We start from the raw sequence: 14218 nt of genomic DNA, 5'->3' as shown, positions 1-14218 counted from the left end.
CGTACCAGACAGCACTTCAATCATGCGCAAAGACCTGTTTAACTTCGGTCCGGCTCTCGGTTACTTTTTCCGCAAGCCCGACCCTACCCGCCACACCAACTTCAACCTGCGCACCATGCACTTCATCAATAAGCTGAGCATGGCCATGTTCCTGGTGGGGTTTATCATTCTGCTCTACCGCTGGTTTCTTCGCTAGTTGCCAGCCTTTCTTTATAGAAGACCGCCCGGCTCCTCTCTCCAGCCCGGCGGTCTTTTTGCGTGTATCGGTTTACTTAGCGGCCATGAACATTGAAGACTTCCGCGACTACTGCCTGCTGAAAGCCGGCGTCACCGAAGAAGCGCCCTTCGGTCCTGATACACTGGTATTTAAAGTGGCAGGCAAGGTATTCGCCCTTACCGACATCAATACCTTCGCTAGCATTAATCTGAAGTGTGACCCGGAGCGAGCCCAGGAGCTGCGCGAGCAGTACGAGTACGTGCTACCTGGCTTCCACATGAACAAGAAGCACTGGAACACTGTGCTCATGGGCACGGGCATCCCTAATCGGCAGCTCCAGGAACTCATCGACCATTCTTACGACCTGGTCCGCGCTTCCCTACCCCGGAAACAGCGGGAAGAGCTGGCCGCCGCTGAGCAGGAGGGGGAGTAGCTGGTCCGGGAGTGTGAATAATGCTTGTGCACAATTCCAGGCCGTCATTCCGAACGCAGTCGAGGAATCTCGCTCAAATCGTTGGAATACCATCCCTACGTCAGCACGCGAGATTCCTCGACTGCGCTCGGAATGACAGGCATGTGTATTGATAGCATACTAATGCAGGAAACAGAAACTCTCTCTTCTCTTAAAACCTTAGTGTAACTATTGCGGTTACAGTCGTATGTTTGCTTCGCCGCGCGGTAGTAGTTGCTAGCGCGAAGGCGTCGCTTACCCCTGATCATGCAGATTAGCAGCCGTTTCTCCGTCGCCGTCCATGTTCTTTCCTTGCTGGCTATGCAGCAGGAGGATGATGTATTGCTGACGTCGGAGCGGATGGCGGGGAGCGTGAACACTAATCCCGTCGTGATACGGCGGCTGCTGGGCCAGCTCAAAAAGGCCGGTTTGGTGGAAGTGCGCCCCGCTTCGGGCGGTACTTTCCTGACTCGCCAACCGGCCGCCATTTCCCTGCTCGATGTGTACCGGGCCGTGGAGGTGGTAGAGGAAGGCCAGTTGTTCAGCGTCCACGACAAGCCCCTACCGGCTTGCTTGGTGGGCCGCAACATCCAGGCCGCTCTTGATACTACCTTACGGCGGGCACAAACTGCCATGGAGCAGGTGCTGGCCGGCGTAACCTTGCAGCAAGTCACTACCGAAATCCTGACGCAGGAAAACCTGAAAGACTAAATTTTTTTACCCTGGATTGTAACAAACGCAGTTACAACCGCTTTATACTTCTCACTTCACTTTCATTCTTATGAAAATTGCCCTCATTGGTGCTACCGGCTTTGTTGGCCCGAAACTGCTGCACGAAGCCCTCAACCGCGGCCACCAGGTAACCGCCATTGTGCGCGACCCCGCCAAACTCACCGAGCAACACGAAAACCTGACGGTGGTAACCGGCGACGTCAACCAGGTGGACGAGCTGGCCCAGCAGCTGGCCGGTCACGACGTGGTGCTGAGCTCCTTCAATGCCGGCTGGACCAACCCCAACCTGTACGAAGATTTCCTGCAGGGCTCCCGCAACATCGAAGCGGCCACGGAAAAATCGGGCGTGAAGCGCCTGATAGCCATCGGCGGGGCCGGCAGCCTCTACCTCAACGGCCAGCAGCTGGTAGACGGCCCGGAGTTCCCGGCCAACATCAAGCCCGGCGCCACCGCCGCCCGCGACTACCTTAGGGAGCTCAAGCAGAACACCACCCTCGACTGGACGTTCTTCAGCCCCGCCATTGAAATGCACCAGGGCATAACCACGGGCCGCACCGGCCACTACCGCCTCGGCACCGAAAGCCCCGTCTTCAACGAGGAAGGCCGCAGCATCCTCTCCGCCGAGGACCTGGCCATTGCCATCCTCGACGAGGTAGAGAACCCCAAGCACATCCGCCAGCGCTTCACCGCGGCGTACTAGAAACCAGTTCCCCTCCTCATCTGAGGAGGGGAACTGGTTTCTAGCTCTAGCTTTAAACACAAAGGCCCGCCGGATTTCTCCGGTGGGCCTTTGTGTTTAGCAATGGGGGTAGGAGTTACACTACCACGTTTACCATGCGGCCGGGCACCACAATTACCTTTTTGGCTTCTTTGCCTTCGGCGTAGCGGGCCAGGATATCGGTGGCGCGCACGGCGGCCTCGATTTCGGCGGCGGTGGCGGTGGCCGGGAACTGCAGTTGTTCGCGCACCTTGCCGTTGATGGCTACCGGGTAGTTCACCGTGTCTTCTACCAGGTATTCCTCTTTGAACTCAGGGTAGGATGCCGAGCTGATGGAGCCAGCCTCGTGACCAAGCTTCTGCCACAACTCCTCGGCTAAGTGCGGGGCGTAGGGCGAGATGAGCACCACGAGCGGCTCCAGAATAGCGCGGTTGTGCGTGTTCAGGGCCGTGAGTTCGTTCACGGTAATCATCAGGGCGCTGACGGTGGTGTTGAAAGAGAACTTCTCAATGTCCTCTTCCACCTTCTTGATGGCCTTGTGCAGTGCTTTCAACTCAGCAGGCTTGGGGGCCTCGTTGGTTACGGCGAAGTCGCCGTCCTGGGGGTGGTAGAGGCGCCAGAGCTTCTTGAGGAAGCCCGCCACCCCGCTCATGCCATTGGTGTTCCAGGGCTTGAACTGCTCCAGCGGCCCCAGAAACATCTCGTACAAACGCAACGCATCCGCCCCGAACTTCTCAATGAGCGTATCGGGGTTCACCACGTTGTACTTCGACTTCGACATCTTCTCGACCTCCACGCCGCACACGTAGGTGCCGTTGTCTTCGAGGATGAACTCGGCGTTGGCGTACTCCTCGCGCCAGTTCTTGAAGGCTTCAATGTCCAGCACATCGTTTTCCACGATGTTTACATCTACATGCAGAGGAGTGATACCATTGAAGGTTACATATATCTCGTCACCTCTAAACACTTTGGCATCCCTTCCGTCGTGGTTCTCCTCATGATATTTCTGGATCTTACTCATCAGTATTTCCTCCAGAGTGTTGATAGGAAATCCTGCCTCAATTTTATCAACCAAACTTTTAGAGATGAAGTAGGTCGGTAACTTAAGTTTTACTTGTTCTAGATCAGGGTTAGGGATATAATCAAAAGTGAGATTTAACCGATACACGAAATTCGAGCGGCCCAGAATCATGCCCTGGTTGATGAGCTTCTGGAAGGGCTCATTGGCGGTTACTAGGCCGAGGTCCTTGAGGAAGAGGTGCCAGAAGCGGGAGTAGAGCAAGTGGCCCGTAGCGTGCTCTGCGCCGCCGAGATACAAATCCACCTGCTGCCAGTACTGCTCGGCTTCCTGGCCCACGAAACGGCCCGGGTTTTCGGGGTCCATGTAGCGCAGGAAGTACCAGGAGGAGCCGGCCCAGCCGGGCATGGTGCTCAGCTCGTAGTCATACTGACCCTTGTACTTCCAGTCCTTGGCGCGGGCCAGGGGCGGCTCGCCGGTTTTGGTGGGCTTGTACTCGTCGATTTCCGGCAGCACCAGGGGTAGGTCGGCTTCGGCGACGCCGTAGGCCACGCCGTCCTTGTAGTAAATCGGGATGGGCTCACCCCAGTAGCGCTGGCGGCCGAAGATGGCGTCGCGGAGGCGGAAGTTCACCTTGCCTTTGCCAATGCCGCGCGCCTCGAGCTGCTGGATCAGGGTTTGGGTGGCCTGCTTGTAGCCCATGCCCAGGATGAGGCCGTGCAGGTAGGTGCCCTCCTTGGTCGGGTCGGCCTGCTCCTCGATCTGCTGCTGGTCCACTACCTGCACAATGGGCAGGCCAAAGTGCTTGGCAAACACGTAGTCGCGCTGGTCGCCCGAGGGCACGGCCATCACGGCGCCGGTGCCGTAGCCGGCCAGCACGTAGTCGGCAATCCAGATCTGGATGGGCTCGTTGGTGAACGGGTTCAGGGCGTAGCTACCCGTGAAAGCTCCCGATACCGTTTTGGTATCGGCCATCCGGTCGCGCTCCGAGCGGCGCTTGGTGGCGTCGATATAGTCCTGAATAGCCTGCTGCTGCTCGGGGGTAGTCAGCTCGGCAACCAGTTCGTGCTCAGGAGCCAGCACCAGGAAGGTAGCGCCGTAAATGGTGTCCACGCGGGTGGTGTACACCTTGATCTGCGCCTGCTCGTGGCCCTGCACCGCAAACGTTACCTCAGCCCCGATGCTCTTGCCAATCCAGTTGCGCTGCATCTCCTTCACCGCCTCGGGCCAGTCGATGGTATCGAGGCCTTGCAGCAAACGGTCGGCGTAGGCCGTGATGCGCAGGTTCCACTGCGGCATTAATCGACGTTCCACGGGGAACCCGCCGCGCTCCGAGAGGCCATCTTTCACCTCGTCGTTGGAAAGCACCGTGCCCAGGCCGGCGCACCAGTTCACGTAGGTGTCTGACTGGTAGGCCAGTCGGTAGGGGTGCACGGCTTGCAGGCGCTGCTTCTCGCTCATCATCTGCCACTGGCCGGCCGTGAAATCGTGGCGCTCTTCCTCGTCGCCGGCGGCGCGCACGCCCTGGCTGCCGTTCTCGGCAAACTTGTCGAGCAGGGTTTTCAGCGGCTCGGCGCGGTCGGTGTCGAGGTTGTACCAGCTATTAAACAGCTTGAGGAAAATCCACTGCGTCCATTTGTAGTAGCTGGGGTCGGAGGTGCGCACCTCCCGGCTCCAGTCGTAGCTGAAGCCCAGGGAGTTAAGCTGCCGGATGTAGGTGTCGATGTTCTGCTCGGTGGTAATGGCCGGGTGCTGGCCCGTCTGGATGGCGTACTGCTCGGCCGGCAGGCCAAACGAGTCGAAGCCCATGGGGTGCAGCACGTTGAAACCCCGCAGGCGCTTGTAGCGCGAGACAATATCGGAGGCAATGTAGCCCAGCGGGTGCCCCACGTGCAGCCCAGCCCCGGAGGGGTAGGGGAACATATCCAGCACGTAATACTTGGGCTTATTCGACTGATTTTCAGCCTTGAAGGTATTATGTTCTTTCCAGTGGGCTTGCCACTTCTTCTCGATATCCTGGGGATGGTAGCCGGGCATGGGCAGTCGGTAGTACGGTTGTTCTAAGCGGGCGAAATTACGGAAAAACAGCGGCGGGCCCCAGCTTTTCGCCAGCGGCTACCCCTCTCCTCATTCGAAACCCAGGCGCGGGCTACCGAGGCTGGCGTAAGGCAGTGCTACGACCAGGGTGCCAGGCTGCAAAGACAGCAGGGACTTCCGCAGCAGATGAGACCTTCATTCCAGGCTCCGCGGACAGTCATGGCGTGTAATTCCCATACGACCGTCCGGTAGAGCCGCAGCATTTCGCGTGCTGACCTTGCTGAAGTAATTGTCAGGCTAAGCGCAGTCGAAGCATCTCTACCGCTTCGTCACTACCCTACGAAAGGAATTAGCCAGTGGGAGAGATGCTGCGGCTCCGCTCAGCCTGACGGTCTTTTATCTGCGGTCTACATCCTGCGGCGAAACAAGATCCTTCGCACGCTCTGGATGACAGCAGATAAACAGTCGGCCAATTCCTTCTGATTTACAGAGCCCGCCCGTCCCAGGTGCCTTCCGTGCGCAGCACCCGAAACCGGGCGAATAGCTCCTCGCCGTACCAGTTTTCCTGGCGGGTGAGCTTGATGACTTGCTTGTGCTTGTCGCTGCGGTAAGCGTAGTCCTGCATGGCCTGCGCTGACTCCCAAAGGCTGAACGTGGCCTGACGCACCACCGGCAGCTCGCCCAGGCCAATGGCGGCCCGTACGCCCGGCGCGTGGGCCACCGTGGCGCTGGTAGGCGCCACGTAGCGCCAGAAGCGGGGCGTTTTGTGCAGGCGGATGGAGGCGCGGGTCAGCACGGCCACCGGACCGGTGGTGGCTTCGGGAGCTTGGGTGGGGTAGGCAAAGGGGTTCACCCCGTCCCATAGCCCGTGCGATTTGAGCGGCGCCAGCTCGGCAGTCCAGATTTCGGACGTGCGCTGCTGGTACTGCTGCCACAGCGGGTGCTCGGCAAAGAAGCAGGCGGCCGCCTCTGCCGATTCCCAAACGGCCATCAGGCCGTAGCGCCACAGGTTGGGCAGGGCCCCGAAGCCGCCCGCGCCGCTGCCCAGCAGCTTCTGAAACTGCAGACCCGGCACTTGCCGCAGGGGCCCCTGGGCGGTGCCCATCTGCGCAAAGCCCCAGCGCTTCTGATCGGGGAGCAGGGTAAGAATGGAAAGGGTAGTAAGCACCAGAAATAGGGTATCAGAACAACGTTGCAAGCTTCCGCGAAAACCGCGGTGCCTTCGGCGGAAACCGTCACCGGCGCCGTAGCGGCCGTTATCCGGTAAGAAGGCGCCGCACGAAACAACAAAAAAGGGCCGGAATTACTCCCGGCCCTTCTTCCGTGCGGATGCAGAAGCAGAAACTACTTGGGGTTTACCTGGGCGTGCTCATCGCCGGTGGGCTGGTACCGCTCACCGGTGGCTACGGCTTTCACGTAACCGAAGGCGCGCACCAGCACGTTGCTGGGTTGGTCCCAGTACTCGCCCCGGTCGATGGTGATTTTCAGCAGAGCAATGTTCGGATCCTCCGGGCCTTTTGGGAACCAGGCGCGCAGGCCTTCGCTCCACAGCTCCTTAATTTTAGCTTGGTCGGTCAGCACCGAGGCCGTGCCGGAAATCGACACGTATAAGTTATCGTTGGGTTTTGAGTAGCCCAGGTTTACGTGCTGGTCTTTGCGCACCTCGTAAATCTTGGCCGAGTCTTTTTCAGTGAAAAACCACAGCGTACCATCAGCATCGGGCTTCTGGGTGTACATGGGGCGGCTATGCAACCCGCCTTCCATATCGGCGGTGGTCAGCATAGCAATTTTAATATCCTGGATTCGTTCGATCAGCTTGGTCACATCGTGACTTTGGGCAACATGCTCAGCCATTATCTTCGGGTTTTGGTGTAATAGGATGGTTCAGGAAATACGGCCGACCGGCCCGAAGGTTCAGGTAACCGCCATTGTCCCTCGTACAAGCGCCCATGAACTTCCTGGCCCACCTGCTGCTCTCCGGCTCTCCCGCTACCACCCCGCACTACGCCGATAGGGTGGTCGGAAACTTTGCCGCCGAAGCCGTGCGGGGCCGCGCCGGCTTGCTGGCCTATCCCGTGGCCGTGCAGCAAGGTATTCAGCTGCACCGTTTTATCGATTCCTTTACCGACACGCACCCCGTCGTCCGGCGCAGCACGGCCCGCCTGCGCGCGGCTGGCTTGGGCAAGTGGGCCGGGGTAGTGGCCGACGTCGGCTACGACCACCTGCTGGCCCGCGACTTTGCCCGCTACCACCCTGACCCCACCGAGCCGCTCCCAGCCTTCGCCCAGCGCCTGTACGCCCTGCTCCACGAGCGCCGCCACGAGCTACCGGAGCGCCTGCAGGAAATGCTGCACTACATGCGCCAGCACGATTGGCTGACGGGTTACGCCCAGCCCGCGGGGTTCCAAAAAGCCCTGCAAGGCCTCGCGCGCCGGGTACCTAGTGCGGCAGTGCTAGCTACCGGCGCGGCTGCGTTTCTGGCGGAGCTGCCAGCGTATGAGCAAGATTTCCAGGAGTTCTGGCCCGAGCTGCGGGCAGCAGTGGACACTATTTCTCAGGTGTCGAACAAAGCATAGGTTCAACTAGCCCGCAATAAAAAACGGGGCCACATGGCCCCGTTTTCAACAGTAACAAATAGCTAAGCTGGCTTAGTGATGGTGGCCGCCTTCGCCGTGGACGTGGCCGTGGTCGAGTTCCTCGCGGGTGGCGTCGCGCACACCGGCTACTTTGCCGTCGAAGTGCATGACCATGCCGGCCAGAGGATGGTTGAAGTCCATTTTCACGGCGTCAGGGCCGATTTCAACTACTTTGCCCTGCATGTGGTGGCCCTGGTTGTCGGCCATGGGCAGGAAGTTGCCGACTTGCAGCATTTCCTCGTCAATCTGCCCATCAATTTCAAACACGTTCTTCGGGATGTCAACGACGGCCTGCTGGTCGTAGTCGCCGTAAGCCTGCTCCGGAGTGAGCGAAAAGGTAAACGTCTCGCCGGCTTGCTTGCCTTCGAGCTGGCGCTCAAACTCCTCGGGCAAGCCGCTCTGGCCGAACAGAAATACCATCGGTGCGTCTTCCTCGGCCGATTCGACCAGGACTTTCTCTTGATTTTCGTCGGTTACGCTCAGGTCGTAAGTGATGGTAACGACTTTGTTTTCGCTGATTTGGGCCATACTGCGGGGTGGACGAAGGCCGTCCGGGGCTGGAAATGGAGAATTGGGTTTCGCTAGGCTAGTTACGGAAATAGCCCGGATTTGTCGGTGCCCGCGGCGCGACTAGTGCCAGTAGGGCGGCGGAAAGGCCGTTTGTAAAATTTTGGCATCGGCTAAGCCTATGACAAGTCCTCGGGTTAAACAAGTGAATTACTGCCTGCTCCAACTCCCGTTTTTTGCCTGATTCCTACCCCTGTAGCCCCTTAGTTACCGCCTCCGTCCAGAACCTAACACGCTGGCACACGGCCGATAGAAAACCGCTGGTTCACGTTCGGCTTTCCTGCAATGTGTAGCGGAACATGACGGCTATTCGTCTGCGATACGGCTGTTTATCTGCGATGGTCACACCACTCCGGGCCAGATAAAAACCAGCCACTGCGTCACGGCTTTACTCCAGTTCCTGGCGCCACACGGCCACGAAAGGCTCCTGCTCGCCGATGCGGTAGGCGCAGCGCATGATGTTGGTGTTGCTCTCGATGGCTACCTGCCCGTCCTTGTCAATGGCAATAAAGCCTTTATCGCCCTTTAAATCTTCTTCGCGCAACTGCACGGCGGCGCGGCAGGCTTCGGGAGCCGAGAGACCTTTGTACTTGACCAAGGCGTACACTTCGTGGGCCAGAGAGCCGCGCAGGATTACTTCACCGTCGCCGGTGCACGACACGGCGCAGGCCTCGTTGGCCGCGTAGGAGCCGCCCCCGATGATGGGACTGTCGCCGACGCGCCCTTTCAACTGCCCTTCGATGCCGCCGGTGCTAGTGGCTACGGCCAGGTTGCCGTCCTGGTCCAAGGCCACGGCGCCCACGGTATCGTGCTCCTGGGGCTGCTTTTCCTCATCCTGGATAATCTCCAGCCACTCCTTGCGGGCTTTTTCCGTCTGGAAGTAATGGGCGGCCTCGATAGTCAGGCCGTGCTGCAAGGCAAATTCCAGGGCTCCTTCGTCGGAAATATGCACGTGCTGGCACCGCTCCATCACGGCCCGGGCCAGGCTAACGGGGTTCTTGACGTAGCGGACACTGTTGACGGCCCCGGCCTGTAGGGTGCGCCCATCCATGATGGAGGCATCCATTTCCACCTCGCCCTGTTTGTTGAGGCTACTACCACGCCCGGCATTGAACTGCTCGTTGTTTTCCATGCTGCACACGGCCGCTTCCACCGCATCGAGGGCCGAGCCGCCTCGGTGCAGGATTTCCCAGCCGGCTTGCAGGGCCTCCTGAAGCCCTTGGCGAATAGACGCCTCCAGGTCGGGCGTCATCTTGGTAGGGTCCATGGTTACGGCGCCGCCGTGGATTACAATCGTGTAGGTTTTCATAGGGCGGAAGAGAACAGGGTGGTAGCCGTGGTACGCACAAAAAAAAGCCCCGTTCAGAGCGAAGGGGCTTTTCCGTGTTAGTACGGGAGGGCGGGATAAATACGGAGGGAGGTGGTGAGGTAGTGAGGTGGTGAAATGGTGAGTTTGACACTCTGCACTTCACCATCCTGTCATCCTGAGCCTAAGCGAAGGACCTCTACCTCTAACTAATCATTGAATAACAAAGAAGCGGTAGAGGTCCTTCGCTTAGGCTCAGGATGACAGAACAGGAAACTCACCACTTCACCATTTCACTATTTCACCACTTCACTGTAGCTCCCAGGCCGTGCGGTAGGCGCCAATGCTTTCTACGTAGTCGAGGAAGGCTTTATAGAAGGGGTGGGAGCCCAGAGTGCTGGAGTCGCCGACGAGCAGGAGCTTGCGGCGGGCCCGGGTCATGCCCACGTTCATGCGACGAATGTCACTTAGGAAGCCGATTTCGCCCTGGGGGTTGGAGCGGGTGAGGCTGATGGCAATAATGTCGCGCTCCTGGCCCTGGAAAGAGTCAACGGTGCCGATGCTGAGCATGCGGTGTTCCATCAGGCCGGCCAGCTCGTCGTTGTCTTCTACCGCGTCTTTGAGGTAGTTGATCTGGGCGCGGTAGGGGGCAATGACCCCGATGGTGAGCAGGTCCTCGGTGTGGTCGGCGGCATCGTAGGGCTCCAGCAGCTGGGCCAGGCGTTTCAGGAGCAGGTCAGCTTCTTCGGGGTTGGCAGTGGAGCGGCTTTCCTCAATGGTCAGTTCCTGGAAGCCGAAGCCGGCCGTATCCAGGAACTCCACGGCCATGTCGGGGGCGAAACGCAGGTCGTAGTCGGGCAGGTCGGCGTGGGCCACGCTGGGCGCGGCTTTCAAGCGGCCCTCGTAGAACTGCTCCGAGCTGAACTCCATGATCTGCTCGTGCATGCGGTACTGCACTTCCAGCATACGGGCCGTGTCGGGCTGGCGCCGGATGCACTTCTCGAACAAGGTTTCGCGCAGGCCCTGGGCCGCGGCTTTTTCGCTTTTCACGGTGGGCGGCAGCTGCTGATGGTCGCCGGCCAGCACCACGCGGTTGGCCTTGGTAATCGGAATCCAGCAGCCCGGCTCCAGGGCCTGGGCGGCCTCGTCGATGAACACGGTTTCGTAGGTCAGGTGGCGAATGGCGCGGTTGCTGGCGCCCACCAGCGTACACGTAATCACCTGCACCTGCTCCAGCAAATCCTCCGTAATGTAGCGCTCCAGCTGGTCCGACTCCTGCAGCAGCAGGTGGGCCTGCTCCTTGAGCTGGCGACGCTCCTCGCGCTCCTCCCAGCCGAAATGGCGCTTGAACTTGCCGGCCTGCTCACGGTACTGCTCCGCCGTCTGGCGCATGCTTTTCAGCTCGGCGTAGCTCTTATGGCTCATGATCTGGGCGTCGAGCGTGTGCTCCAGTAAAAGGTCCGAGACGCGCGAGGGGTTACCCATCCGGATGACGTTGACGCCGCGCTCGGCCAGCTTTTCGGTGAGCAAGTCCACGGCCGTGTTGCTGGGGGCGCACACCAGCACCCGCCGCTCCCGCCGGATGGTTTCCAGAATGGCCTGCACCAGCGTGGTGGTTTTGCCGGTGCCCGGAGGGCCGTGAATAATAGCTACGTCCTGGGCCGCCAGCACGTGGCGCACGGCCGCCAACTGGCTTTCGTTCAGGGGCGAGGGGTAGTACAGGGTAGCTTCCGACTCGGGCTTGTAGCGGGCCGGTTTGGCGCCCAGCAGCACGTCGCGCAGCTTGGCCAGACGGCTTTCGTAGGCGCCCATGACCTTGCCCAGGGCGTACTCCATCTCGCGGTAGCTGACCTCGTCGAAGGTCAGGTCCACGCCCAACTTGCCCTCGTCCACCCAGTCGGGCAGGTCTTCCTTGGTGGTGGCCAGCAGGATTTTGTTGCGCTTGACGCTGGTAATCACGCCCGAAAGGGTCGGCCGGTCGGAGCCCGAGCGGCCGGGAATGTTCCCGAACAAAGCCGCGTTCTTGCCCACCTGAAACAGGTGCAGCCCACCGGCCCCAGCCGGGCGCTCCAGCTCCAGGACGAGCTTGCCGCCGAAGCCAATGTCTTCCTTGGTTATTTTGACGGGATACCAGGTGAGGCCCCGCTTTTGGCGCTCGGCAATGGTGGCCTGGACGCTTTTGATTTTGAATTGTTCCAGGTCCTCCTGCTGCTCGAGCTTCATGAGGGCCTGTACCTTGCGCAGCTCTTTTTCCAGCGCGTACGGGTCAGTATAGGTAGGTTGTTCAGCCAACAGATTGGTTCTTTGAGATTCGTTGCTAACAACGAAACGGGCAATAAGGTGGCCGAAGGTCGGGGAGAAATTTAACTTTGGCTGATTGAAGACTGTATATAAACGCTTCGTGCCTAATCCTGCTAAATCGGTTGGTTTGCTCCGCAAGTTGGTGTCAACAGCTCGTTTAATCACTACAGGGTAAGTAAGGTCGGGGAAAGCAGCGTGGCCGGCGCAAAAAATGGCTGATGCGGCGCCCACTATTTCCGGGTTCCTGCGTACTTGCCGGCCCAACGCTATCCACTGTTCCTGCCCATGCCCTACCAACCAAGCTCCACCCGCTACTCCGATATGGTTTACCGCCGCTGCGGCCGCAGCGGCCTGAAGCTGCCCGCCGTTTCGCTGGGCCTCTGGCACAACTTCGGCGACGTGGACGTGCTCCAGAACTTCCGGGCTACCCTGCACCGGGCCTTCGACAGCGGCGTGACCCACTTCGACCTGGCCAACAACTACGGTCCGCCCCCCGGCTCGGCGGAAACCAATTTCGGCCGCATCCTGAAAGAGGATTTTCGCGGCTACCGCGACGAGCTGATTATCTCCACCAAGGCCGGCTACCACATGTGGGAAGGGCCCTACGGGGAGTGGGGTTCGCGCAAATACCTTATTTCCAGCCTCGACCAGAGCCTTCGGCGCATGCAGCTGGAGTACGTGGACATCTTCTACTCCCACCGCCCCGACCCCGATACGCCCCTGGAAGAAACCATGGGCGCCCTCGACCAGGTAGTGCGCCAGGGCAAGGCCCTGTACGTAGGCATCAGCAATTACCAGCCCCAGGAAGCCGCCGAGGCCATGCGGATTCTGCGGGAGCTGGGCACGCCCTGCCTGATTCACCAGCCCAAGTACTCGATGTTTGAGCGGTGGGTGGAAGGCGGTTTGCTCGACTTGCTGGGCCAGGAAGGGGTAGGGTGCATCCCGTTTTCGCCCCTGGCCCAGGGCCTGCTCACGGACAAGTACCTGCACGGCATTCCCGAAGATTCGCGCGTGGCCAAGGGGGTAGGCTTCCTCACCGAAAATCAGCTCACGCCAGAGCGCCTGAACCAAGTACAACAGCTCAATACCCTGGCCCAGGAGCGTGGCCAAAGTTTGGCCCAAATGGCCCTGAGTTGGATTCTGCGCGACGAACGGGTAACGTCTGTACTCATCGGCGCCAGCAAACCCGACCAGCTTTCCGACTCCCTGCGCTGCCTGGATAACCTACAATTCAGCAAGGAAGAACTGGCACGGATTGAAGGAATTTTGCGAGGGTAGAGCGGCTTATTGTCAAAACAGCATCAACGATAAAATCAGCATAGTCATGCTTAGCAAGACGGCATGACTATGCTGATTTTATCGTTGATATATCTACTCACTCAGCTTTATAGTCCTTAGGTAATATCTAGAATGTGACAAAAAATCTTTACTGATTGGAGCTTCTCGAGCAGTTCGTAATTCAAAAGTTAAACGAAGCAATAATGACTTAGTAATAGTGACTGCTTCTAATCTTTGGGCTATATGTTGATTTAATGAGTCATGTTCCGAGTAGGCGAATATGGAAAAGAACTTGTTATTTATCTTCTCTACTGTATCTGACAGTAAGACGTCCGCAGGTACTCTTCCTCTGAACCTGACTAAGTTATCCTCTTGCTCTGAATTGTGAAAGCTAAATACGCTAGAGGAGTCAGTTTTAATCTTTACTCCATAGGAATCTGAGTGTACGATTGTAAACCTCTCTATCGAATCCTGCGGTATTTTCCAGAAAAACCCATCTTCCTTCAATAGTGTACGATTCTTAGGTTGGACACGATATCTGAAATCAAAGCAAGATGTACAATCAGAGTGGTTTACCCAGTTAAAGATAGTATCATATCGGGCCGGTAAGCTAATAGTAATTTTACCTTGACTACCTGAACTATCACCCAGGTTTATAGTTACGTCTTTAATTCTCTCTGGTGGCGCTTTATAAGCCTGATTTGCTTGTTGATTACAAGATAAAGTGGCTAGTAATACAAAGAAAAAGCAGCCTTTATTCATAAAATTACCTTTTGTTTAGGCTTAAAATATATATTTAGTAATAATGGAATTTAGAGATAAAAGATATTTTTTGTAATCATATCAAAAAGCTATTACGTTGAAAATATTAATAAAAATGGTGGTGGTAAAATAGCAGGTGATTAGCCATCTGCTTCTATGCGTTGGTTATGCGCATCGATGACGAGTTGCAAGCGG

General features: G+C 58.1%; 12 protein-coding genes. 6 read left to right on the top strand and 6 right to left on the bottom strand.

The window, feature by feature from the left end; all coding sequences use genetic code 11:
- Positions 1–22: 22 nt before the first annotated feature.
- From IEW18_RS16175 to IEW18_RS16160, 4 genes are all read left to right on the top strand, one after another.
- Positions 23–196, top strand: coding sequence for a DUF6728 family protein (locus IEW18_RS16175; protein WP_180754489.1), 174 nt, complete (start codon positions 23–25; stop codon positions 194–196).
- An 85-nt stretch (positions 197–281) separates the two neighbouring features.
- Positions 282–650, top strand: coding sequence for an MmcQ/YjbR family DNA-binding protein (locus IEW18_RS16170; RefSeq protein WP_188558917.1), 369 nt, complete (start codon positions 282–284; stop codon positions 648–650).
- A 285-nt stretch (positions 651–935) separates the two neighbouring features.
- A complete protein-coding gene (locus tag IEW18_RS16165; RefSeq protein WP_188558916.1) occupies positions 936–1379 on the top strand; it encodes an Rrf2 family transcriptional regulator in 444 nt (147 codons plus the stop codon).
- Positions 1380–1449: 70 nt separating this feature from the next.
- Entirely contained in the window at positions 1450–2100 is a 651-nt protein-coding gene (locus tag IEW18_RS16160) for an NAD(P)-dependent oxidoreductase (RefSeq protein WP_188558915.1), read from the top strand.
- A gap of 115 nt (positions 2101–2215) precedes the next feature.
- On the opposite strand, the gene IEW18_RS16155 is transcribed toward IEW18_RS16160, so the two are convergent.
- The 3 genes from IEW18_RS16155 to IEW18_RS16145 all read right to left on the bottom strand — a co-directional run bounded on the left by IEW18_RS16155 (position 2216) and on the right by IEW18_RS16145 (position 7027).
- Positions 2216–5173: a leucine--tRNA ligase gene (locus IEW18_RS16155; protein ID WP_188558914.1), complete on the bottom strand. Its 2958-nt coding sequence runs from the start codon at positions 5171–5173 to the stop codon at positions 2216–2218.
- A gap of 484 nt (positions 5174–5657) precedes the next feature.
- A complete protein-coding gene (locus IEW18_RS16150) occupies positions 5658–6341 on the bottom strand; it encodes a spheroidene monooxygenase (protein ID WP_229728786.1) in 684 nt (227 codons plus the stop codon).
- 176 nt (positions 6342–6517) lie between these two features.
- The gene (locus tag IEW18_RS16145) at positions 6518–7027 is read right to left on the bottom strand and encodes a pyridoxamine 5'-phosphate oxidase family protein (protein ID WP_188558913.1); all 510 of its coding nucleotides are present in this window, start codon (positions 7025–7027) and stop codon (positions 6518–6520) included.
- 95 nt (positions 7028–7122) lie between these two features.
- Here IEW18_RS16145 and IEW18_RS16140 point away from each other — a divergent pair, with 95 nt between their 5' ends.
- Positions 7123–7749 (top strand): acyl carrier protein phosphodiesterase, encoded by a 627-nt coding sequence (locus tag IEW18_RS16140; protein ID WP_188558912.1) that lies wholly within the window; start codon positions 7123–7125, stop codon positions 7747–7749.
- Positions 7750–7821: 72 nt separating this feature from the next.
- Here the strand turns inward: IEW18_RS16140 and IEW18_RS16135 are convergent, their stop codons facing one another.
- The 3 genes from IEW18_RS16135 to IEW18_RS16125 all read right to left on the bottom strand — a co-directional run bounded on the left by IEW18_RS16135 (position 7822) and on the right by IEW18_RS16125 (position 11974).
- A complete protein-coding gene (locus IEW18_RS16135; protein ID WP_188558911.1) occupies positions 7822–8337 on the bottom strand; it encodes an FKBP-type peptidyl-prolyl cis-trans isomerase in 516 nt (171 codons plus the stop codon).
- Positions 8338–8764: 427 nt separating this feature from the next.
- Positions 8765–9685, bottom strand: a complete 921-nt coding sequence (locus IEW18_RS16130; protein WP_188558910.1) for an isoaspartyl peptidase/L-asparaginase family protein — start codon at positions 9683–9685, stop codon at positions 8765–8767.
- Positions 9686–9991: 306 nt separating this feature from the next.
- A complete protein-coding gene (locus IEW18_RS16125) occupies positions 9992–11974 on the bottom strand; it encodes an AAA domain-containing protein (RefSeq protein ID WP_188558909.1) in 1983 nt (660 codons plus the stop codon).
- Positions 11975–12268: 294 nt separating this feature from the next.
- Between IEW18_RS16125 and mgrA the strand changes: the two genes are divergently transcribed.
- Positions 12269–13261 (top strand): L-glyceraldehyde 3-phosphate reductase, encoded by a 993-nt coding sequence (mgrA, locus tag IEW18_RS16120; RefSeq protein WP_188558908.1) that lies wholly within the window; start codon positions 12269–12271, stop codon positions 13259–13261.
- Positions 13262–14218: the final 957 nt, after the last annotated feature.

The organism is Hymenobacter glacieicola (assembly GCF_014640315.1).
Taxonomy (GTDB): Bacteria; Bacteroidota; Bacteroidia; order Cytophagales; family Hymenobacteraceae; genus Hymenobacter; species Hymenobacter glacieicola.
This window is presented reverse-complemented; position numbering and strand designations above follow the sequence as displayed.

Coding starts and splice junctions, on each gene's coding strand:
- IEW18_RS16175 (WP_180754489.1), top strand. CDS start 23: ATGCGCAAAGACCTGTTTAACTTCGGTCCGGCTCTCGGTTACTTTTTC.
- IEW18_RS16170 (WP_188558917.1), top strand. CDS start 282: ATGAACATTGAAGACTTCCGCGACTACTGCCTGCTGAAAGCCGGCGTC.
- IEW18_RS16165 (WP_188558916.1), top strand. CDS start 936: ATGCAGATTAGCAGCCGTTTCTCCGTCGCCGTCCATGTTCTTTCCTTG.
- IEW18_RS16160 (WP_188558915.1), top strand. CDS start 1,450: ATGAAAATTGCCCTCATTGGTGCTACCGGCTTTGTTGGCCCGAAACTG.
- IEW18_RS16155 (WP_188558914.1), bottom strand. CDS start 5,173: ATGCCCGGCTACCATCCCCAGGATATCGAGAAGAAGTGGCAAGCCCAC.
- IEW18_RS16145 (WP_188558913.1), bottom strand. CDS start 7,027: ATGGCTGAGCATGTTGCCCAAAGTCACGATGTGACCAAGCTGATCGAA.
- IEW18_RS16140 (WP_188558912.1), top strand. CDS start 7,123: ATGAACTTCCTGGCCCACCTGCTGCTCTCCGGCTCTCCCGCTACCACC.
- IEW18_RS16135 (WP_188558911.1), bottom strand. CDS start 8,337: ATGGCCCAAATCAGCGAAAACAAAGTCGTTACCATCACTTACGACCTG.
- IEW18_RS16130 (WP_188558910.1), bottom strand. CDS start 9,685: ATGAAAACCTACACGATTGTAATCCACGGCGGCGCCGTAACCATGGAC.
- mgrA (WP_188558908.1), top strand. CDS start 12,269: ATGCCCTACCAACCAAGCTCCACCCGCTACTCCGATATGGTTTACCGC.